This window comes from Streptomyces sp. Z423-1 (genome assembly GCF_013009255.1).
Classification (GTDB): Bacteria; Actinomycetota; Actinomycetes; order Streptomycetales; family Streptomycetaceae; genus Streptomyces; species Streptomyces gossypiisoli.
Genome location: NZ_CP053109.1, coordinates 142,190 through 162,089, shown reverse-complemented (window position 1 = coordinate 162,089; position 19,900 = coordinate 142,190). Strand labels below are relative to the sequence as shown.

General features: G+C 69.5%; 16 protein-coding genes and 4 pseudogenes. 17 read left to right on the top strand and 3 right to left on the bottom strand.

Translation table 11 applies throughout. The annotated features are described in order from the left end of the window. The first annotated feature begins 158 nt into the window (after window positions 1-158). Together HJD23_RS00770 and HJD23_RS00765 are read left to right on the top strand one after the other, a co-directional pair. Window positions 159-2,630 carry an RICIN domain-containing protein gene (locus tag HJD23_RS00770; protein ID WP_346770298.1) on the top strand — a complete coding sequence of 824 codons (2,472 nt, stop codon included), beginning with the start codon at window positions 159-161 and terminating at the stop codon, window positions 2,628-2,630. 160 nt (window positions 2,631-2,790) lie between these two features. Continuing rightward, window positions 2,791-3,711 (top strand): alpha/beta hydrolase, encoded by a 921-nt coding sequence (locus tag HJD23_RS00765; protein ID WP_171110189.1) that lies wholly within the window; start codon window positions 2,791-2,793, stop codon window positions 3,709-3,711. Window positions 3,712-3,964: 253 nt separating this feature from the next. Here HJD23_RS00765 and HJD23_RS00760 read toward each other — a convergent pair whose 3' ends face one another. From HJD23_RS00760 to HJD23_RS00755, 3 genes are all read right to left on the bottom strand, one after another. After that, window positions 3,965-4,798, bottom strand: coding sequence for a hypothetical protein (locus HJD23_RS00760; RefSeq protein ID WP_171110188.1), 834 nt, complete (start codon window positions 4,796-4,798; stop codon window positions 3,965-3,967). Window positions 4,799-4,860: 62 nt separating this feature from the next. Continuing rightward, window positions 4,861-4,995, bottom strand: coding sequence for a hypothetical protein (locus tag HJD23_RS44625; protein ID WP_269475839.1), 135 nt, complete (start codon window positions 4,993-4,995; stop codon window positions 4,861-4,863). Next, complete coding sequence (locus HJD23_RS00755) at window positions 4,976-5,245, bottom strand: hypothetical protein (protein WP_171110187.1); 270 nt, start codon at window positions 5,243-5,245, stop codon at window positions 4,976-4,978. The genes HJD23_RS44625 and HJD23_RS00755 overlap by 20 nt, the downstream gene beginning before the upstream one ends. On the opposite strand from HJD23_RS00755, the gene HJD23_RS00750 reads away from it, so the two are divergent. The 15 genes and pseudogenes from HJD23_RS00750 (at window position 5,244) to HJD23_RS00685 (ending at window position 19,850) form a co-directional block, all read left to right on the top strand. Then, entirely contained in the window at window positions 5,244-5,468 is a 225-nt protein-coding gene (locus tag HJD23_RS00750) for a hypothetical protein (protein ID WP_171110186.1), read from the top strand. The genes HJD23_RS00755 and HJD23_RS00750 overlap by 2 nt on opposite strands. A gap of 653 nt (window positions 5,469-6,121) precedes the next feature. Continuing rightward, complete coding sequence (locus HJD23_RS00745) at window positions 6,122-6,781, top strand: GntR family transcriptional regulator (protein ID WP_171110185.1); 660 nt, start codon at window positions 6,122-6,124, stop codon at window positions 6,779-6,781. Further along, window positions 6,778-7,689, top strand: a complete 912-nt coding sequence (locus tag HJD23_RS00740; protein WP_171110184.1) for a dihydrodipicolinate synthase family protein — start codon at window positions 6,778-6,780, stop codon at window positions 7,687-7,689. Before HJD23_RS00745 ends, HJD23_RS00740 begins: the two co-directional genes overlap by 4 nt. Further along, entirely contained in the window at window positions 7,677-9,407 is a 1,731-nt protein-coding gene (araD, locus tag HJD23_RS00735) for an L-arabinonate dehydratase (protein ID WP_171110183.1), read from the top strand. The genes HJD23_RS00740 and araD overlap by 13 nt, the downstream gene beginning before the upstream one ends. A gap of 107 nt (window positions 9,408-9,514) precedes the next feature. Then, a complete protein-coding gene (locus tag HJD23_RS00730) occupies window positions 9,515-10,450 on the top strand; it encodes a sugar ABC transporter permease (RefSeq protein WP_171133966.1) in 936 nt (311 codons plus the stop codon). After that, window positions 10,447-11,346 (top strand): carbohydrate ABC transporter permease, encoded by a 900-nt coding sequence (locus HJD23_RS00725; protein WP_171133965.1) that lies wholly within the window; start codon window positions 10,447-10,449, stop codon window positions 11,344-11,346. The genes HJD23_RS00730 and HJD23_RS00725 overlap by 4 nt, the downstream gene beginning before the upstream one ends. Further along, window positions 11,343-11,537: pseudogene (locus HJD23_RS00720) on the top strand (pectate lyase); the annotation flags it as partial. The gene HJD23_RS00725 and the pseudogene HJD23_RS00720, both read left to right, overlap by 4 nt. A gap of 56 nt (window positions 11,538-11,593) precedes the next feature. Further along, window positions 11,594-12,751 (top strand): Gfo/Idh/MocA family oxidoreductase, encoded by a 1,158-nt coding sequence (locus tag HJD23_RS00715; protein WP_171133964.1) that lies wholly within the window; start codon window positions 11,594-11,596, stop codon window positions 12,749-12,751. Further along, window positions 12,748-13,599 carry a PmoA family protein gene (locus tag HJD23_RS00710; RefSeq protein ID WP_171110104.1) on the top strand — a complete coding sequence of 284 codons (852 nt, stop codon included), beginning with the start codon at window positions 12,748-12,750 and terminating at the stop codon, window positions 13,597-13,599. The genes HJD23_RS00715 and HJD23_RS00710 overlap by 4 nt, the downstream gene beginning before the upstream one ends. Next, a pseudogene (locus tag HJD23_RS43235) lies at window positions 13,596-13,709 on the top strand (hypothetical protein); the annotation flags it as partial. The gene HJD23_RS00710 and the pseudogene HJD23_RS43235, both read left to right, overlap by 4 nt. A 46-nt stretch (window positions 13,710-13,755) precedes the next feature. Next, window positions 13,756-14,104, top strand: a pseudogene (locus tag HJD23_RS43230) (glycoside hydrolase); the annotation flags it as partial. Between the two features lie 94 nt (window positions 14,105-14,198). Next, window positions 14,199-16,157 carry a pectinesterase family protein gene (locus HJD23_RS00700; RefSeq protein WP_240980579.1) on the top strand — a complete coding sequence of 653 codons (1,959 nt, stop codon included), beginning with the start codon at window positions 14,199-14,201 and terminating at the stop codon, window positions 16,155-16,157. A gap of 49 nt (window positions 16,158-16,206) precedes the next feature. Continuing rightward, complete coding sequence (locus HJD23_RS00695; RefSeq protein ID WP_171133962.1) at window positions 16,207-17,565, top strand: sugar ABC transporter substrate-binding protein; 1,359 nt, start codon at window positions 16,207-16,209, stop codon at window positions 17,563-17,565. Between the two features lie 182 nt (window positions 17,566-17,747). Further along, window positions 17,748-18,512: pseudogene (locus tag HJD23_RS00690) on the top strand (rhamnogalacturonan acetylesterase). A 30-nt stretch (window positions 18,513-18,542) separates the two neighbouring features. After that, on the top strand, window positions 18,543-19,850 hold the full coding sequence (locus HJD23_RS00685) for a pectate lyase (RefSeq protein WP_171133961.1): 1,308 nt from the start codon (window positions 18,543-18,545) through the stop codon (window positions 19,848-19,850). The last annotated feature ends 50 nt before the right edge of the window (window positions 19,851-19,900 follow it).

The following is a 19,900-nucleotide window of genomic DNA, read 5'->3' as shown; positions in this document are numbered from 1 at the left end:
CTCCAACGTCGCCCGACACATCGACCGGACATCACTGTCCCGGGGCGGCCTGCCCGCCTCCCCGGGCCGCAGGGCCCGCCGCGATGCGGGCACCGGCGCCATCACCAGCACCGCCGTACGAACGCCCCCTGCGCACCCATCCCAAGGAGGACCTCCCCGTGCGGATTGTCATGAGCCTGCACGACAGGCTCACCAGACGCATCGCGACCGTGGCCGCCCTGCTTCTCGGCCTCGCCCTGCTCACCGGCCCAGTACCGTCCCCGGCCTACGCCGCCACCAACACCGCGATCACCGTGGACGGCACCAGCGGTGGACGCACCTTCGACGGCATCGGCGCGATCAGCGGCGGCGGCGGCAACAGCCGCCTGCTGCTCGACTACCCGGCCACCCAGCGCAACCAGGTCCTGGACTACCTGTTCAAGCCCGGCTACGGCGCGTCCCTGCAGATCCTCAAGGTCGAGATAGGAGGTGACACCAACTCCACCGACGGCGCCGAGATCAGCCACCAGCACACCAGGGGCGACATCGACTGCGACGCCGGCTACGAGTGGTGGATGATGGAGCAGGCCAAGGCCCGCAACCCCGACATCAAGCTCTCCGCCCTGGCCTGGGGCGCCCCCGGCTGGATCGGCAACGGGACGTTCTACTCGCAGGACGGCGTCGACTACCTGATCTCCTGGCTCGACTGTGCCAAGCAGCGCGGCCTGACCATCGACTACATCGGCGGCCGGAACGAGCAGCCCTACAGCGCCTCCTTCTACAAGGACCTCAAGGCGGCGATGATCGCGAAGGGCTACACCTCGACCAAGCTGGTCGGTGGCGACGAGAACAACTGGGACGTCGCCACCGGCATGAAGAACGACAGTGCCCTGAACAGCGCCGTGGACATCGTCGGCTCGCACTACCCGTGCGTGTACCAGTCGGCGATGACCACCTGCACCTCCAGCGCCGACGCCAAGGCGCTCGGCAAGCAGCTGTGGGCCAGCGAGAACGGCTCGGAGAACGCCGAGACCGGCGCGGCGCCGGTCGCCCGCGCCATCAATCGCGGTTACATCGACGCGAAGATGAGCGCGTACATCAACTGGCCGCTGCTCGCCTCCGACTACCAGAGCCTCTTCTTCCACGACCAGGGTCTGATCACCGCGAACCAGCCGTGGTCCGGCCACTACAACGTCTCCCGCACCGTCTGGGCCATGGCGCAGACGACGCAGTTCACCTCACCGGGCTGGAAGTACCTGGACACCGCGACCGGCTACCTCGGCGGCAACCGCTCCAACGGCAGCTTCGTCAGCTACGCGGCGCCCGACAAGAGCGCCTGGAGCACCGTCATCGAGACCCTGGACGCCACCGAGGCGCAGACGGTCACCCTGAACACCACCGGCGGTCTGCCCGGGGGCACCCTGCACGTGTGGTCCACCGACATGTCGGCGCCCGCCGGCAGGGCCACCCCGCGCATGGTGAAGAACGCCGACCTGACGGCGAGCAACGGGACCTACTCGCTCACCCTGGAACCCGGGCGGGTCTACACCGTGACCACCACCACCGGTCAGGGCGCGGGTACCGTCACCTCCCCGTCGCGCACCCGGCTCGCACTGCCGTACTCCGACTCCCTCGGCGGCTACAGCACCGGCAAGGAGGCGAAGTACCTCGCCACCATGAACGGCGCCTACCAGTCCGCGCCCTGCGCCGGCGGCCGTAGCGGCCAGTGCCTGCGCCAGACGGCGCCGATGAAGCCGATCACCTGGTGGTCCCCGACCATGGACAGTATCCAGCCGTACACCCTCATGGGCGACCTGGGCTGGAGCAACTACACGGTCAGTGCCGACGTACTGCTGGAGAAGAGCGGCAGCGGCGCCACGATCCTCGGTCGCGTCGGCACCCAGCCGAAGTTCAACGGCGGTCTGAACGCCTACCACCTGCGCCTGACCGACACCGGTTCCTGGACGGTGTACAAGACCAGCAGCGACAAGTGGGCATGGACCGCCCTCGCCAGGGGCACCGTCACCGCCCCGGGGACGAACACCTGGCACAAGCTGGCCCTGACCTTCCAGGGCAGCACCATCACCGCCAAGATCGACGGCACCACGGTCGCCACGCTCACCGATACAAGCTACGGCGGCGGTCTGGTCGGCCTCGGTGCAGACAACTACAACCCGGTCCAGTACGCCAACCTGTCCGTCACTCCCGAAACCGTGCCCAACCTCTCCGGTAACTACAAGATCATCAGCGCTCGGAGCGGCAAGGCCCTCGACGCCTTCGAAGGCGGCACCGCGAACGGCACGCCCATCCTCCAATGGACCGACCACGGCGGCACCAACCAGCAGTGGAGACTGGCCCTGAACAGCGCGGGCTACTACACGATCACCGGCGTCGCCAGCGGCAAGGCACTGGACATCCCCAACGTCAGCACCTGGCCCGGAACCCAGCTGGCCCTGTGGACCCCCAACACCGGCACCAACCAGCAGTGGGTGATCACCCCGGCTGACAACGGCAACTACACCATCGAGTCACGCTCGAACGGCTACAAACTCAACGTCGCCGGAGACTCGACCGCCGACGGCGCGGCCATCGAGCAGTGGTTCACCACCGGCGGCACCAGCCAGCAGTGGAAGCTGGTGAAGATCTCCTGACCCCGACCCGCTGAGCCCCAGGGCGGGGCAGGACCGGACGTTCGGCCTGCCCCGCCCTGTTCGCGGTGTCAACCGAGGCCAAGGCCCACCTCGTACATGCGTCCGGCCACCCGCACGGTGGCCGGGCATCCCGTACACCCGTGATGGGCATGAGGAACAGATGAGTGCCTTCCATCCCGATCTTGCCTGGGGACGCTTCATCCCCAGGGTGTCCTACGGGCCCTTGTCGTCACGCGCCATGCGGAGCCTGAAGACGCGCCCGGCCGGTCCCGGGACGGGTGTCAGGGTTCGGGAACTCGTCGTGCCCGGGCCGAAGGGCGCACCGCCTGTCTCGCTTCGGGTCTTTCAGCCGACCGGCTTGCAGACGGCCGTTCCGGCTCTGCTCTGGGTACACGGAGGCGGCCTCGTCTTCGGCGCCCCGGAGCAGGACGACCGGACGAACGCCGCCTTCGTCCGCGAACTCGGCATCACCGTCGCCGCGGTCCGCTATCGACTGGCGCCGGACCATCCCGCGCCCGCCGCGGTCGAGGACGCCTACGCCGCGCTGCATGGCCTGGTCGAGCGCGCGAGCGACCTGCACGTCGACATCGATCGCATCGCGATCGGCGGCGCCAGCGCCGGCGGCGGAATCGCCGCGGCCCTCGCGCTGCTCGCCCATGACCGCCGCGAGTTCCGGCCCGTGCTCCAGCTGCTGGTCTACCCCATGCTGGACGACCGCACGACGACGAGAACCGACCTGGACGACCTCGACGTCCGCCTCTGGACGCCCAAGAGCAACCGATACGGCTGGTCGGCATACCTCGGCGACACGGTCGGTGGCCCGGACGTCTCCCCGTACGCGGCCGCCGCTCGCCGTGAGGATCTCACCGGCCTTCCTCCGGCGTGGATCGGTGTCGGCACCCTCGATCTCTTCCACGACGAAGACATCGAGTACGCGCGTCGACTGTGCGACAGCGGCGTCTCCTGCGAACTCCACATCGTTCCCGGCGCTTTCCACGGGTTCGACCAGGCGTTCCCCAAGGCCGGGGTCTCGCGGGAGTTCTGGCGTCGGCAGGCGCGGGCGCTGGAGAGCGGGCTGTAGCGCGGCGGGGTCGACGCAGTGCACGGCCGGGTCGATGGCGATCTCGCCCGTGCTCCTCGAACGCGCCGGAGCGGGCCTGGTGAACGGTCAGTTCCTGATAGGCGACGCTCGGCCCGGCCTGCCGCCCGAGTTCTCGTCGCAGCGCAGGTGCGCCATTACCGGCAGCGCTGGTCGGCCGGACGGCGGCATTCGCCGACGACACCGCGTCAGTGGGGCCGGGGACCGGAAACGGAGCACCGGTCCCCGACCCTGATCAGGTGCGGGGGGACTCCAGGAACCGGTGGAGAGAGGCCGCCATGCTGGTGACGAAGGCGTCGCGCGTGGATGCGTCGACGTGGTCCAGCGACAGGTACGGGTTGAGGTCTTCCAGCTCGACCAGGAGGAGGTCTCCGTCCTGGGTACGGCAGGCGTCCACACGCTGGATCCCGTGATGGAGGGTGTTCCAGTCGATGAAGCGCCGGGCGAAGGCGAGGTCGCTTTCGGTGGGCTGGTAGGGCTCGAGAGCCCAGCGGCGGTCGGGGTCGGGGGCGTTGAGGGCGTACTGGAAGGTGTCGTCGACGTAGTAGAACGACACCTCGTAGCGGAAGTCGATGCGGGGCTGGACCAGGACGTCGCCGTAGGTGAGGTCGTCCAGTTCGTCCCGTGACACGAAGCCGAGGCCGATGGAGTCCGCTCCGGCCTTCGGCTTGACCGCGTACTGGTCGCTCTCCGGGAGCAGTCCGAGGTCCTGGGGCCGTTCGATGGTGGGGATGACGGGGTATCCGGCCGCGGTCAGATCCAGCAGGTACTGCTTGCCCGCCATGTCGGCCCGGCCGGTGAGCGGGTTGTAGATCCGTGTCCCACGCGCTGCCGCCCGGTCCCGGAAGGCGTCGTACTCCTTCTGGTAGTGCAGGACGGGGCCGCTGTTGCGGACCACGACCGCGTCGAAGCCGTCCATCAGCGCGGCGGCGTCGAGCGGGTGGCACAGGGCTATGTCGAAGTCGTTCCGCAACCGGGACGACAGGAAGATGTCCTCGTCGCAGTAGCGCCGTCCGCGGGCCTGATAGGCGAGATCGGTGACGTAGAGGATGCGGGGACGGACGGGCATGGGGCGTGCTCCTGGGTCGTGGAACGAGTTCACTCATCTTCCCACTCCGCGTCGGGCCACGGTCACTCCCCGCGGCCCCGCTCGGCCGCCAACGCCGCGAGGTCGCGCGCGATGGACCTGAGGGCGGGCACCGGCAGCTTGCCGACGGCGTACGAGGCGATATCGATCAGGATGAGGTCACCCGCCGTCTGCGGCATTCCCCCCGTCGACGACGGCGGGGGCATGGCGGCGCAGGACCTCCCGGGTCCCGGGATCGTCGACCAGGGTCCGCAGGGTGGCGTGCACGCTCGGTTCGGTCCGCGGGCAGTCGTCGGGGCGCACCAGGTCGAGCGATGCCTCCACCTGCGGCCACTGCCGACGGACCGCCAGGTGCTCGTCGCCGATGTCGCCGGTCTCCGGCAGGCCGAGCCGTTCGTACTGCGAGGGCGGGGCGTCGTCCGCCTGCATGAGCGTGGAAGGGGACGGCCAGGTCGATCACGATCCCCCGCAGTCCCGCAGCCAGTTCCCTGAGGCCCGCCCGTACGGACCGGTGATCACGTTCGGCGGGGGTCGTACCGGGCCAGGCGCGATCGATGAACTGGTGATCCTCGCCTGGGATCTGGCCTGCGCAACCGGCCCGGCGTACAAGTCCTGCCCGGCCGTACCGCAAGCCCGCCGCGCTTGCTCGTAGTGGCCGTCTGCGACCCCGACCGCGGCGGCGGTACCTTCGGCCCCGTCGCAGGCGTCGACGCCGACGCGGTACTGCTGGACCGCACGGTGGGGCTGAGCGGCCGGGATCCGGCTGCACGGGCAAGCCGTAAAGGTGTGCGGGGCGTCGGCCGTCTCCAGCGTGGCAGTGGGGCCGAAGCGTGGGTGAACGCGGGCCCGATACCTTTGCGTGTTGCAATGGCACAGCGATCCGCGCTGTGCTAGTCATGTCGCACCGTCCCGCACGACTTCGAGTCGTGCGGCCTGGGGGCGTACTCAGGGACGGTTCCTGCCTGCTCAAGTGCTCCGGTGGCTGCGGAGCCGGTGTCCGCCCGACAGGACTCGCCCGCTTTGCCGAACTGTTCCTGAGGCTTGGCATCGCGAAGGCGAACCGATCCTCCTAAGGTCCGAGGGCGCCGGTGGTATGGGCCGTGCGGCCCGCCGTCCTCGGCGGTTCCACGTCCACCGCGCGTCAAAGCCTCACTAAGAACGTGTAAACGGCAGGCGCAAGTTACTTGGTCGAAAGGATTGACGAAACCCGGGGTCGTTCCTACCGTCATCGCGTCGTACTTCGTACGTCATATATGAGACGCGATACGTGAGATCACAGATCTCGCAAGGATCCGAGAGGCGCGCATGACCTCTGTGCCCACGCCGATCCCCTCGCGCACGCAGTTCGTGCTGGAGGAGATCAAACGCCGCATCCTCACCGGGCAGTTGATGCCGGGTCAGGCCCTGGTGGAGACCGAGCTCGCCGCGCAGTTCGGGGTGTCGAAGACCCCGGTGCGCGAGGCGCTCAAGACGCTTGCCGGGACCGGGCTGGTCGTGATGAGCCAGTACAAGGGCGTCACGGTGCGCATGGTGGACGCGGACATGGCGCGCGAGGTGTACGACGTGCGGCTGCTCCTCGAACCCGAGGCCCTGAAGCGTGCCGTGCGGCGCGGTGCCTCCTTGGACGCCGCCCGCGATGCGCTGGCCAGAGCGGCCGACGCCACTGACACCGCCGAACGCTCCCTCGCGAACCGGGAGTTCCACCGCGCCCTGTACCTGCCGTGCGGCAACCCGCTGCTCGGCCGGATGCTCGACGAGGTCCGCGACCAGGCCGCCCTTGTCTCGGCTGTCGCCTGGGCCGCCTCGCCCTCCTGGGAGCGGGAGGCCACCGAGCACCGGGAGATCCTCCGCCTCGCCCTGAACGGTGACGCGGACGGCGCGGCGCGGGCTCTCCACGCCCACATCGCGTCCTTCGTGCAGCGTGCGTTCCCCCAGGCAGCACTGGAACAGGAAGGTCAGGAATGAGCAGCATGGCGTTCGAGACCCAGCGGGCGGCCCTGGCCGACGTGGTGGCGATCCCGGTGACCCCGTTCGCCGAGGACGGCTCCGTCGACCCGGGTGCCTACCGGGCCCTGCTGCGTCGTCTGCTCGACGGGGGCATCACCACCCTCACCCCCAACGGCAACACCGGCGAGTTCTACGCCCTCACCCCAGAAGAGCGCCGTCTGGTCACCGAGATGACCGTCGACGAGGCAGGGAAGGGGGCCGCCGTCCTGGTCGGTGTCGGACACGACGTCCCGGCTGCCGTCGCCTCCGCGTGGCACGCCCGCGAGCTGGGCGCGCAGATGGTGATGGTCCATCAGCCGGTCCATCCTTATGTCTCACAGGGCGGCTGGGTCGACTATCACCGGGCGATCGCCGAGGCGGTGCCCGAGCTGGGCGTCGTGCCGTACATCCGCAACGCGCAGCTCGCCGGGGCCCGCCTCGCGGAACTCGCCGACAGCTGCCCGAACGTCATCGGCGTGAAGTATGCGGTCCCGGACGCCGCCAGGTTCGCCGCCTTCGCCCGCGACGCCGGGCTGGAACGGTTCGTCTGGGTGGCCGGACTCGCCGAGCCGTACGCGCCCTCGTACTTCTCCGCGGGCGCCACCGGCTTCACCTCCGGGCTGGTGAACGTCGCCCCGTCCGTTTCGCTGAACATGATCGAGGCTCTCCGATCAGGGGACTATCCGGGTGCCATGAAGGTCTGGGAGCAGATCCGCCGCTTCGAGGAGCTGCGGGCCGCGAACGGCTCCGCCAACAACGTCACCGTCGTCAAGGAGGCACTCGCCTCCCTCGGGCTGTGCCGCCGTGAGGTCCGCGCGCCGAGCAGACCGCTGCCCGAGAGCGAGCGGGCCGAGGTCGCCGCCATTGCCGCCGGGTGGTCCCTGTGAAGAAGCCGGAAGAGCTCAGAAGCCACCAGTGGTACGGCACCGACGGACTGCGCTCCTTCAGTCACCGCGCCCGCACGCGTCAGCTCGGCTACCTGCCCGAGGAGCACCTGGGCAAGCCGGTCATCGCGATCCTCAACACCTGGTCCGACATCAATCCCTGCCATGTGCATCTCCGAGACCGCGCTCAGGCTGTGAAGCGCGGGGTGTGGCAGGCCGGGGGCTTCCCGCTGGAGTTCCCGGTCTCCACGCTCAGCGAGACCTTCCAGAAGCCGACCCCGATGCTCTACCGCAACATGCTCGCGATGGAGACCGAGGAGCTGCTGCGCTCGTATCCGGTGGACGGGGCCGTCTTGATGGGCGGCTGCGACAAGTCCACGCCCGCCCTCCTCATGGGCGCCGCTTCCGTCGACCTACCCACCGTGTTCGTGCCCGCCGGGCCCATGCTGCCGGGGCACTGGCGAGGCGAGGTCCTCGGCTCCGGCACCGACATGTGGAAGTACTGGGACGACAAGCGCGCTGGCCTCATCGGCGACTGCGAGATGACCGAGCTGGAGTCCGGACTCGCCCGCTCGCCGGGCCACTGCATGACGATGGGCACGGCGTCCACGCTCACCGCCGCCGCCGAGGCCCTCGGCGTCACGGTCCCGGGTGCGTCCAGCATTCCGGCCGTCGACTCGGGCCACGACCGCATGGCGGCCGCCGCCGGCCTCCGGATCGTCGAACTGGTCTACAAGGACCGGAAGCTGAGTGACATCCTCACCGCCGACGCCTTCGAGGACGCCGTCACCACCGTCCTCGGACTCGGCGGCTCCACCAACGCGGTCATCCACCTCATCGCGATGGCGGGCCGCGTGGGCGTCGAGCTCACCCTGGACGACTTCGACCGCATCGCCCGCACGGTCCCGGTGCTCGCCAACGTCCGGCCGGGCGGACAGACGTACCTGATGGAGGACTTCCACTTCGCGGGCGGCCTGCCCGGATTCCTGTCCCGGATCACCGACCTGCTGCACCTGGACCGGCCCACCGTCTCGTACGACACGATGCGCGAGCAGCTCGACGGCGCGCTCGTCCACAACGACGACGTGATCCGCACCCGCGAGAACCCGGTCGCCCACGAGGGCGGGGTCGCGGTCCTGCGTGGCAACCTCTGCCCGAACGGCGCGGTCATCAAGCACATCGCCGCCGAGCAGCACCTGCTCAAGCACACCGGCCCCGCGGTCGTCTTCGACGACTACAAGACGATGCAGCGGACGATCAACGACCCGTCGCTCGGCATCACCGCCGACAGCGTCCTCGTCCTGCGGGGCGCCGGACCCAAGGGCGGTCCGGGCATGCCCGAGTACGGGATGCTGCCCATCCCCGACCACCTGCTGAAGCAGGGCGTACGGGACATGGTGCGGATCTCCGACGCCCGCATGAGCGGGACGAGCTACGGCGCCTGTGTGCTGCACGTCGCGCCCGAGTCGTACGTCGGCGGGCCCCTCGCCCTGGTGCGGACCGGGGACTCGATCACGCTCGACGTGGCGAACAGGACGCTCCATCTCCACGTGGACGACGAGGAGTTGGCGCGCCGGCGGGCCGAGTGGACGCCGCCGCCCGCACGGTACGAGCGCGGTTACGGCGCGCTCTACAACGAACAGATCACCCAGGCCGACACCGGCTGCGACTTCGAGTTCCTCGCCCGCCCCGGCAAGGTGCAGGACCCGTACGCGGGCTGAACCGGCGGGATCACACAGCCGTGACCACCGGGAAAGCGCTTCACCTCAACAAGATCTCAAGACCCCCGCACGACCCCCGCACGACGTACCGAGAACGGAGACCAGTCATGGCCCAAGCCGCAGCCGTGGCGAAACCGCCCGCGCCACCCCGGCGGCGCCGTGCCTCCGCCACCCCGCGCAGGCTCCCGTACCTGCTGATCGCCCCGGCCGCCCTGCTCATGCTGGGGTTCATCGCCTACCCGGTCATCAGTGTCTTCTACTACAGCCTGCAGAACTACAACCCCACCAAGCCGTGGCGGAACGGCTTCGCGGGCGTCGACAACTTCGTCCACGCCTTCACCGAGGACCCGCTCTTCTGGGACTCGCTCGTCTTCAGCGCCAAGTGGGTCGTCGTCGAGGTCGGGCTGCAGCTGATGTTCGGTCTGGCGCTCGCGCTGATCGTCAACCAGACCTTCGTGGGCCGGGCGCTCGGCCGAGCCATGGTCTTCTCCCCGTGGGCCGTCTCCGGCGTGCTGACCTCCGCGATCTGGGTGCTGCTGTACAACTCCCAGACCGGCATCACCCGTTACCTCGCCGACATGGGCATCGGTTCCTATGGCACCAGCTGGCTGTCGGACACCGGGACGGTGTTCTGGGCCGCGGTCGTCGCCGACCTGTGGCGGGGCGTGCCGTTCTTCGCGATCCTCATCCTCGCCGACCTGCAGTCCGTCTCGAAGGATCTGTACGAGGCCGCCGAGGTCGACGGGGCCAGCCGGATCAAGCAGTTCTGGCACATCACGCTGCCCCATCTGAAGGACGCGATCGTCCTGTCCACGCTGCTGCGCGCGGTGTGGGAGTTCAACAACGTCGACCTGCTCTACACGCTGACCGGCGGCGGACCCGCGGGTGTGACGACGACGCTTCCGTTGTACGTCGCGCACACCAGCGTCGAGTCCCACAACTTCGGCTATGCGTCGGCCTTGACCACGGTCGCGTTCGTGATCCTGCTCTTCTGCTCGATCGTCTATCTGCGGCTGAGCAAGTTCGGAGGCGACAACAAGTGAGCACCAAGCTGGCCACCAAGGCCGTGCCCGCCCCCGCGCCCGCCGCCCCGGAACCGCCGCGGCCGGTGCACACGTCCCGCCGTGCCTGGGACGAGGCCCCCCGCTGGCAGATCTACCTCCCCATGGGCATCTACCTCGTCTTCACCCTGATCCCGTTCTACTGGATCCTGCTGTTCTCGCTGCGCCCGGCCGGCTCCACTTCGCTCGTGCCCTGGCCGATGACCTTCGACCACTTCGAGAAGGTGTGGACGGAGCGCAGCTTCGGCGTCTACTTCCAGAACAGCGTGCTGGTCGGCGTCGTCACCCTGCTGCTGACGACCCTCGTCGCCCTGGCCGGCGGCTACGCCCTCGCACGCTTCAACTTCAAGATCAAGCAGGCCTTCATGCTGGCCCTCCTCTGCTCCCAGTTCGTGCCCGGCGCGCTGCTCCTCGTCCCGCTGTTCGAGATCTTCGCCGAGCTGAAGATGATCAACTCCCTCGGCAGCGTCATCATCGCCGAGACGGTCTTCCAGCTGCCGCTGTCGATCATCCTGATCAGCAACTTCATCAAGAACGTGCCGTACTCCCTGGAGGAGGCGGCCTGGGTCGACGGCTGCGGTCGGATGAAGGCGTTCCGGATCGTCGTCCTGCCGCTGCTGCGGCCCGGTCTGATCGCCGTCGGGTCCTTCGCCTTCGTGCACTCCTGGAACCACTTCCTGTTCGCCCTGATGTTCCTCAACAACCAGGAGAAGCAGACCATCCCGGTCGGCCTCAACACCCTGATGGGCGCGGACAGCGTCGACCTGGGTGCGCTCGCCGCGGGCGGCATCATCGCGGCCGTACCGGTCGTGATCGTGTTCGCCTTCATCCAGAAGTGGTTGATCACGGGCTTCAGCGCGGGGGCGGTGAAGGGATGAGAGCACGTCACCACGCCGCGGCCGTCGGCCTGCTGGGACCGCTCTGTGGCCCCGCGCACGCCGAGGCCCGGGACGTCAGCCGGGACACCCTGCCTGCGAACGACGGCTGGGCTGCGTACGGCACATGCATGGGCGGCACCGCCACCGGCGGCGCCGCGGCCGACGACGACCACGTGGACACAGCGACCGACAGCACCGAGTCGGCCTGCCGAGCGGTGGCCCGCGGCACGGGAGCGGTGAGGATGCCATGAGCACACCTCTGCCCGTCGTCCTCGCCGGCGCGCGCGGCCACGGCCGCTGGCATGTCGAGAACATCCGCCGCCTGCAGCGCAAGGGCCTGGTGCGGCTGGTCGGCATCTGCGAGCTGGCCCCGCTGACCGAGGAGGAGTTCGGCGGCCGGCTCCCCGAGCAGTCCGCCGACTTCGGTGCCCTGCTGCAGTCCACCGGCGCCCGGATCGCTGTGATCTGCACGCCGATCCCGACCCACACCGACCTGGCGCTCACGGCGGCCGAACAGGGCGTGCACATCCTGTTGGAGAAGCCGCCTGCTCCCTCGTACGCCGAGTTCCGGCGCATGGCCGACGGGGTCGCCGAGGCCGGTGTCGCCTGCCAGATCGGGTTCCAGTCGCTGGGCTCGCACGCCCTGCCCGCGATCCGCGAGCTGGTCGCCCTGGGCGCGATCGGCCAGGTCGTGGGGCTTGGCGGGGCCGGGGCCTGGGTGCGTGACGAGGCATACTTCCGCCGGGCGCCGTGGGCGGGCAAGCGGCGGCTGAACGGCGCCGACGTCCTCGACGGGGCGCTGACCAACCCCCTCGCGCACGCCGTCGCCACCGGCCTCGCGCTCGGCGGGAGCAGCCGCGCCGAGGACGTCACCGGCATCGAGACCGAGCTGCTGCGGGCCAACGACATCGAGTCCGACGACACCTCCTGCGTCCGGATCGCCACTGCCCAGGGCCACCCGGTCACGGTCGCCGTGACCCTGTGCGCCGAGCGCGCCGACGAGCCGTACGTCCTGGTGCACGGCAGCAGCGGCCGGATCACCTTCTGGTACAGGCAGGACCGTTTCCTGCTGCAGCGCGCGAACCACGGCCCCGAGGAGTTCGAGTACGGCCGCACGGACCTGCTGGAGAACCTCGTCGCGCACCTCACCACCGGTTCCGACCTGCTGGTCACCCCTGACGAGACGGGCGCCTTCATGAGGGTCGTCGAGGCGATCCGGCAGGCCCCCGACCCGACTCCGTTGCCCGACACCGCCTGGCACCGGATCCCCGGCGAGTGCCGCAGGGTGGTGCCCGGCATCGACGGACTGGTCGCGGCCACCGCCGACACCCTCACCTTGTACTCCGAGCTGGGCGCCCCCTGGGCGTTCCCGCTCGCGCGTCAGAAGGAGGTGAGCACCCGATGACCAGCGACGGCGACGACACCGCGGTGCTGCGCGTCGCGGGCCGGCCGGTCGGCCGGTACGTCACCCGGCCCGAACTGCCGGCCCGGCTCTCCCCACGCCCGTACCTGCACCCGGTCACCACCCTGGCCGGCACGGCGGTCACCGAGCTCGGCCCGGCCGACCACGCACACCACCTCGGCGTCGGTGTCGCCGTTCCCGACGTCGCGGGGCACAACTTCTGGGGCGGACGCACCTACGTCCGCGACCAGGGCCCGACCGAGCTGGACAACCACGGCGCCCAGCGGCACACCGCCTTCCAGCTGCGCGACCCCGACGGCTTTGTGGAGGAGCTGCGCTGGGTGGCGGATGGGGCCGAGTTGCTGCGCGAGCGCCGTACGGTCGCCGCCACCGAACTCACCGGCACCGCCTGGGCGCTGGACTTCACCTTCTCGCTGACCAACGTCACCTCCGGCCCGCTGTCGATCGGCAGCCCGGCGACGAACGGCCGCCCCGGCGCGGCCTACGGCGGCTTCTTCTGGCGCGCCCGCAAGGAGGCCGAGGCACCGCAGGTGTTCACCGTCGACCGCGAGGGCGAGCGGGAGATCCACGGCAGCCGTGCCTCCTGGGTGGCCCTCACGGGCTCCACTTGGACGCTGGTCTTCGCCGGCGCCACCGAGGAGACCCTTCGCGACCCGTGGTTCGTGCGCGCGGAGGAGTACCCCGGCATCGGCTCCTCTCTGGCCTCCCAGGACCGGCTGCCGATCCAGTCGGGGGAGACCGTCGTACGGCGGATCGTCACCGTCGTCGCCGACGGCCGCCTCGACCGTGACGCGGCAGCGTCCCTGGTCCGCAAGGCGGTGAGCCCGTGACCGCCGAGACTGTTGGGACGTACACCACCTCGATCCTGAACGCCGACTGGTCCGACCCGGACGCCGTCCGCGTCGGCGAGGACTTCTACCTCACCACCTCCGGCTTCGGCCGCGCCCCCGGTCGGCCCCTCCTGCACTCCCGGGACCTGGTCAACTGGACGCGCGTTCGGCTGGATGAGGCTCCAGCGGGGCGCGGACGGGACCGTGCATCCGGTGCACCGGTTCGCCTGAGCGGAAGCGACGAGGCACCTCTCACGCCTTCAGGGCGGCGGGGGAGGGAACGGCACGCCAAGCACCGCCGAGAGGCGCCCGCGGGCCGGGCCCGGCTGCGCATCGAGATCGGCGCCGGGGCGCGCTGTCGCCTCACCTGCGACGTCGGGGACGGATTACGCCCCTCCGGCCAGGTCTTCGCCGCCACCCCGTGACGCCGGGTCGGTGCCCTGCCCGGCTGTTCGCCCTCGCGCCCGCCGGCCAAGGACACGCCGGCGCGGCCACCTTCATGTAGTTCCGGATCACACCTCTGTAACCCATCACCCCGCCTGTTGGGAGCCGCAATGACGCACCTCCGTAGCAAGCGCTTGCCGGGATCCGGCAGAACCATGGCCGCCGTGCTCGGCCTGGTCGCCGCCCTGGCCCTGGGGACGGTGGGGGAGGCGAACGCCGCCGCCCCCACCGTGGACACGGCGCCGACCACGCCGGCCACCACGACCGCCGACCGCTTCACCGACCGGCCGCACGGGTTCGCCTCCCTCGCCGGCGGCACCACCGGAGGCGCGGGCGGCAAGGTCGTCACCGTCACCGACCAGGCTTCGCTGGCCCGATACGCGGCGGCCGAGGAACCGTACGTCATCCGTGTCAAGGGCTCGATCGCCGTCGAACCCTTCGGCTCGGACATCGTGGTGGCGTCCGACAAGACCATCATCGGCGTGGGCGACACCGGCGAGATCGTGCACGGCGAGCTGCACCTCAAACCCGGCACCCACAACGTCATCATCCGCAATCTGACGATCCGGGACTCCTACGTCGAGGGCGACTGGGACGGCAAGACGACCGACTTCGACGCCATCCAGATGGACTCCGTCCACCACGTCTGGATCGACCACAACCGCTTCACGCACATGGGCGACGGGCTGCTCGACGTGCGCAAGGACAGCGAGTACATCACCGTCTCCTACAACCAGTTCGCCGACCACAACAAGGCCTTCGGCATCGGCTGGACGGACAACGTCACCACCCAGATCACCATCGACCACAACTGGTTCACGGGAACGAAACAGCGCAATCCGTCCGCCGACAACTGCGCCTACGCGCATCTGTACAACAACTACTTCTCCCATCAGGTGGCCGACGGCGATCCGCAGTGGACGTACGGCAGCTGGGCGCGCGGCCGGACCGAGATGGTCATCGAGAACAGCTACTACGACGGTGTCCAGCATCCCTATCAGGCCGATGCGACGGCCGAGTTGGTGCAGCGTGGCTCGATCCTGAGGAACACCACGGGGCGGCACGACGCCTGGGGCGACGCCTTCGATCCGCGGGCGTTCTACGACTACCGCCTCGACCCGGCCGCGGCCGTCCCCGCGTTGGTCAAGCGGTTCTCCGGCCCGCAGCGGCGGATCGGCGACGCGGTGACGCTGCACGTCCCCGGTGCGTACCCGACCGTGCAGTCGGCCGTGGACGCCGTGCCGGCCGGCAACGACGTGCCCGTGACCATCGCGGTCGCGCCCGGCACGTACCGCGAGAAGGTGGTCGTTCCCGCGGACAAGCCGAAGATCCTGCTGCAGGGGACTGGACAGGACCGCTCAGACACGGTCATCGTCTACGACACACCCGCCGAGTACGGCGGCTCCACCGGGAGCGCGACCGTACGGATCGCCGCGAGCGACGTCACCGCGCGCCACCTCACCTTCAGCAACGACTTCGACGAGGCGGCGCACGAGCTGAGGGGCGAGCAGGCGCTGGCGGTGAAGACGACCGGCGACCGGATCGTCTTCGAGGACACCGCCTTCCTGGGCAACCAGGACACCCTGATGACCGACAGCCCCAGGCTGACCACCGTCAGCCGGGTCTACATCCGCGACTCGTACATCGAGGGCGACGTCGACTTCGTCTACGGGCGGGCCACCACGGTCATCGAGCAGTCGGTGATCCGGGCGCTGAGCCGGGGATCGACGACGAACAACGGCTACATCACCGCTGCCTCGACCTGGAAGGACAACCCGTACGGGTTCCTGATCACCCGGTCGAGGATCGTGAGCGACGCACCCGCCGGATCGTTCCACCTGGGGCGGCCCTGGCACCCGGGCGGCCAGCCGGACGCGATCGCCCAGGTGCTGATCCGGGACACGGAGCTGCCGGCCGCGATCAAGGCCGCGCCGTGGACCGACATGAGCGGCTTCTCCTGGCGGGACGCACGGTTCGCCGAGTACCGCAACTACGGTCCGGGCGCCGCCGTGACGGCGGACCGGCCGCAGCTGAGTGACGCCGAGGCACGGTCGTACACCGTCGCCCACTACCTGAACGGGTCGGACGGCTGGGCGCCGTACGACCGGCACTGACCCCCACACCCGCACCTCTCCGTTGGATCCAGAAGAAGAGAGCCGACCAATGAAGATCAGCAATCGCAGCACCAGCACAGGAAGGCGCCGGACGTCGGCTGCCGTCGCCCTGGGGGCCGTGCTCGCCCTGACCGCCACCGCCTGCGGCGACGACGGCAGCGGCGGGGGTGGTGAGGGGGCCGAGGGCAGCGGCACCGGGAAGATCGTCTTCTGGGACAACAACGGCGGTGTCCGCACCGACATCTGGAAGGAGATCATCGCCGACTTCGAGAAGGCGAACCCGGACATCCAGGTCGAGTACGTCGGGATCCCCTCCACCGAGGTGCAGTCGAAGTACGACACCGCCATCCAGGGCGGCGGCCTGCCCGACGTCGGCGGCGTCGGCGCCGCCATGCTCGCGGGCATCGCGGCGCAGGACGCGCTGGAGCCGCTGGAGGGCCGTCTGGCCAAGTCCTCCCTCAACGGCAAGCTCAACGAGGACATGGTCGAGTCGGTCAAGGTGGCCGGCGGCTCCGACGAGCACACGTTCACGATCCCGACCTCAGCGAACAACGGCACCCTCTACTACCGCACCGACCTGTTCGAGAAGGCGGGCCTGGACGCGCCCGCCACGTGGGACAAGTTCTACGAGGCCGCCGAGAAGCTGACCAACGTCAAGAAGAACGAGTTCGGCTACACCATCCGCGGCGGCGCGGGCTCCATCGCGCAGGCGCTGGACGCGATGTACGGGCAGTCCGGCATCACGTCCTTCTGGGACGCGAGCGGTGAGAGGACCACGCTCAACGACCCGAAGAACGTCGAGGGCCTGGAGAAGTACGCCAAGCTCTACAAGAAGGTCACGCCGGCCGCCGACCTCAACAATGACTTCACCAAGATGGTCGCCCAGTGGGACTCCGGCACGATCGGGATGCTGAACCACAACCTGGGCTCCTATCAGGACCACGTGAAGGCGCTCGGCACCGACAAGTTCCGCGGCATTCCGCAGCCCACCGGTCCCGGCGGCAAGCGCGTCCAGGTCTCCAACCCCGTCGACGGTCTCGGCCTGTTCAAGACCTCCAAGAACAAGGAGGCCGCCTGGAAGTTCATCGAGTTCGCCGCCTCGCACGAGTCCAACTCCAAGTGGAACGAGTCGGCCGGCGCCATCCCGTCCAACACGGAAGCCGCCAAGGACGCCTGGATCTCCAAGGCCGAGCCGACCAAGCTCGCCGCCGAGGCCCTCAACGACGGTTCCACCACCATCGTCCAGCTGCCGTACTACCTGCCGGACTGGAACACCATCTCCAAGGCCGACAACGAGCCCGGCTTCCAGAAGGTCCTGCTCGGCGACATGAGCGCCAAGGACTTCCTGGACACGATGGCCGAGCAGCTCAACGAGGCCCAGAAGGAATGGAACGAGCAGAAGGGCTGACCCCGGCCCGCCGATCCCCCTTCCCCCACCGGACCGGGCCGGCGGCGGACACCGATCGCGCCCCGCCGCCGGCCCCCAACCCCCCACACCCCGAAGCAAGAGGTCGGAACGCAAGAACCCGAACCACCGCTCCGAAAGGTCACCTTCGTGTCCTCACCCGCAGACAGGTCGCCGCCGCGCTCATCGCCGCCGCCCCGTCGCCGCCGCGTCCCCGCGCACGCCACCGCCCTCCTATGGCGGCCCCCGCGCCCCGCACCTCTACATCGCCGGCGACTCCACCGCGGCCCAGAAGTACGCCGACGCCGCCCCCGAGACCGGCTGGGGCATGGCACTGCCGTTCTTCCTCCACCACGACCTGAAGGTCGCCAACCACGCCGTGAACGGCCGGAGTTCGAAGAGCTTCGTCGACGAGGGCCGCCTCGACGCCATTTTCGCGGCCATCCGCCCCGGCGACTTCCTGCTGATCCAGTTCGGCCACAACGACGCCAAGCGCGATGACCCCACCCGCTACACCGAGCCCTGGACGACGTACCAGGACCACCTGCGGCTGTACATCGCCGGCGCCCGCGCACGCGGCGCGCCCCGTGCTGGCCACGTCCGTGGAACGCCGCAGGTTCGACGCGAACGGCAACGCCCGGCCGTCCCACGGCGAGTACCCCGCGGCGATGCGGGCGCTCGCCGCGGAGGAGGGCGTGGCGCTGCTCGACATCCAGGCCCTGTCCATCGCGTTGTGGCAGGAGCTCGGCGTCGAGGAGACGAAGAAGTACTTCAACTGGACCGAGACCGAGCAGGACAACACGCACTTCAACCCGCCCGGCGCGATCGCCGTGGCGCGGCTGGTGGTGCGGGAACTGCTGCGCACCCGGGTGCTGGCGCCGCGAGACGTGCGCCGCCTGGACGACGACATCCCGGAGTCCTGGATCACCTGGCCCCAGGCCACCGCCTGACCCCCCGTCCCGTACAAGGAGAGCCGCACCATGAACGTACAAAGACGGCATGGCCATGCCGCAGTGAGGGCCGCCGCACTCGTCGGATGCACCACGCTGGTGCTGTCCCTGACCGGTACCACCGCGCAGGCGGAGGCCCGGGACCTCGGCCGTGAAGTGCTCGCGGCAGGCGACGGCTGGGCCTCCGAGGGCGCGGGCACGACCGGCGGTTCGGCAGCCGACGCCGAGCACGTCTACACCGTCACCACCTGGGAGGAGTTCAAGGCCGCCCTGAAGGCCGGCGGCGACGCCCCGAAGATCATCAAGATCAAGGGCATGATCGACGCCGTGGCCCAGGGCTGCGAGGCCTTCGAGGCCGAGGGCTACGACTTCCAGCAGTACCTCGCCGACTACGACCCCGCCGTCTGGGGCCACGACACCCCGGTCAGCGGGGAGCAGGAGGACCTGCGGGACGCGTCCGCGGACAACCAGGACAAGGCCATCAAGGCGAGCGTCCCGTCCAACACCACCATCGTCGGCGTCGGGGAGAACTCCGGGATCCTCGGCGGCAGCCTCCAGATCAAGGCCGTCCACAATGTCATCCTGCGCAACCTCCACATCGAGGCACCGATCGACTGCTTCCCGCAGTGGGACCCGACCGACGGCGCCCGCGGAGCCTGGAACTCCAAGTACGACGGCGTCGTCGTCTACGGCTCCACCCATGTGTGGATCGACCACAACACCCTCACCGACGGCCGCTACCCCGACAGCTCCCTGCCGAAGTACTTCGGCGAGATCTACCAGCAGCACGACGGGCTGCTCGACATCGTGCGCGGCGCCAACTACGTCACCGTGTCCTGGAACTCGCTGGAGAACCACGACAAGACCATGCTGATCGGCAACAGCGACAGCACCGCCGCGGACGACACCGGCAAGCTCAAGGTCACCCTGCACCACAACCGCTTCAAGGGCCTCGTGGAGCGGGCACCGCGCGTGCGCTTCGGGCAGGTCGACTCGTACAACAACCACTTCGTGGTGACCAAGGACCAGTCGTACGGCTACACCTTCGGCATCGGCATCGAGTCACGGCTGTACGCCACCGACAACGCCTTCACGCTGGCCCCCGGCGTCAGCGTCGGCAAGGTGCTGAAGAAGTGGAAGGAGGCGCCGCTGACCGCCGAGAACAACTACGTCAACGGCAGGCTCACCGACCTGATCGCCGTGCACAACGCGGAGATCCCCGGAGAGACGCTGCAGTCCGGCGCCGGCTGGAAGCCGACCCTGCGCACTCACGTCCACCCGCCGCAGGCGATCCCGTGGCTCGTCGACCACCGCGCCGGCTCCGGCCGCCTGAGCTGACCCAAGCGCCCCGGGGAAGCGCGGGCACGCACCCGTACTTCCCCGGCGCC

Bases quoted from the DNA above. Each gene is read 5' to 3' on its own strand.
- HJD23_RS00765 (WP_171110189.1), top strand. From the start codon at position 2,791: ATGAGTGCCTTCCATCCCGATCTTGCCTGGGGACGCTTCATCCCCAGG.
- HJD23_RS00760 (WP_171110188.1), bottom strand. From the start codon at position 4,798: ATGCCCGTCCGTCCCCGCATCCTCTACGTCACCGATCTCGCCTATCAG.
- HJD23_RS44625 (WP_269475839.1), bottom strand. From the start codon at position 4,995: ATGCCGCAGACGGCGGGTGACCTCATCCTGATCGATATCGCCTCGTAC.
- HJD23_RS00750 (WP_171110186.1), top strand. From the start codon at position 5,244: ATGAGCGTGGAAGGGGACGGCCAGGTCGATCACGATCCCCCGCAGTCC.
- HJD23_RS00755 (WP_171110187.1), bottom strand. From the start codon at position 5,245: ATGCAGGCGGACGACGCCCCGCCCTCGCAGTACGAACGGCTCGGCCTG.
- HJD23_RS00745 (WP_171110185.1), top strand. From the start codon at position 6,122: ATGACCTCTGTGCCCACGCCGATCCCCTCGCGCACGCAGTTCGTGCTG.
- HJD23_RS00740 (WP_171110184.1), top strand. From the start codon at position 6,778: ATGAGCAGCATGGCGTTCGAGACCCAGCGGGCGGCCCTGGCCGACGTG.
- HJD23_RS00730 (WP_171133966.1), top strand. From the start codon at position 9,515: ATGGCCCAAGCCGCAGCCGTGGCGAAACCGCCCGCGCCACCCCGGCGG.
- HJD23_RS00715 (WP_171133964.1), top strand. From the start codon at position 11,594: ATGAGCACACCTCTGCCCGTCGTCCTCGCCGGCGCGCGCGGCCACGGC.
- HJD23_RS00710 (WP_171110104.1), top strand. From the start codon at position 12,748: ATGACCAGCGACGGCGACGACACCGCGGTGCTGCGCGTCGCGGGCCGG.
- HJD23_RS00700 (WP_240980579.1), top strand. From the start codon at position 14,199: ATGGCCGCCGTGCTCGGCCTGGTCGCCGCCCTGGCCCTGGGGACGGTG.
- HJD23_RS00695 (WP_171133962.1), top strand. From the start codon at position 16,207: ATGAAGATCAGCAATCGCAGCACCAGCACAGGAAGGCGCCGGACGTCG.
- HJD23_RS00685 (WP_171133961.1), top strand. From the start codon at position 18,543: ATGAACGTACAAAGACGGCATGGCCATGCCGCAGTGAGGGCCGCCGCA.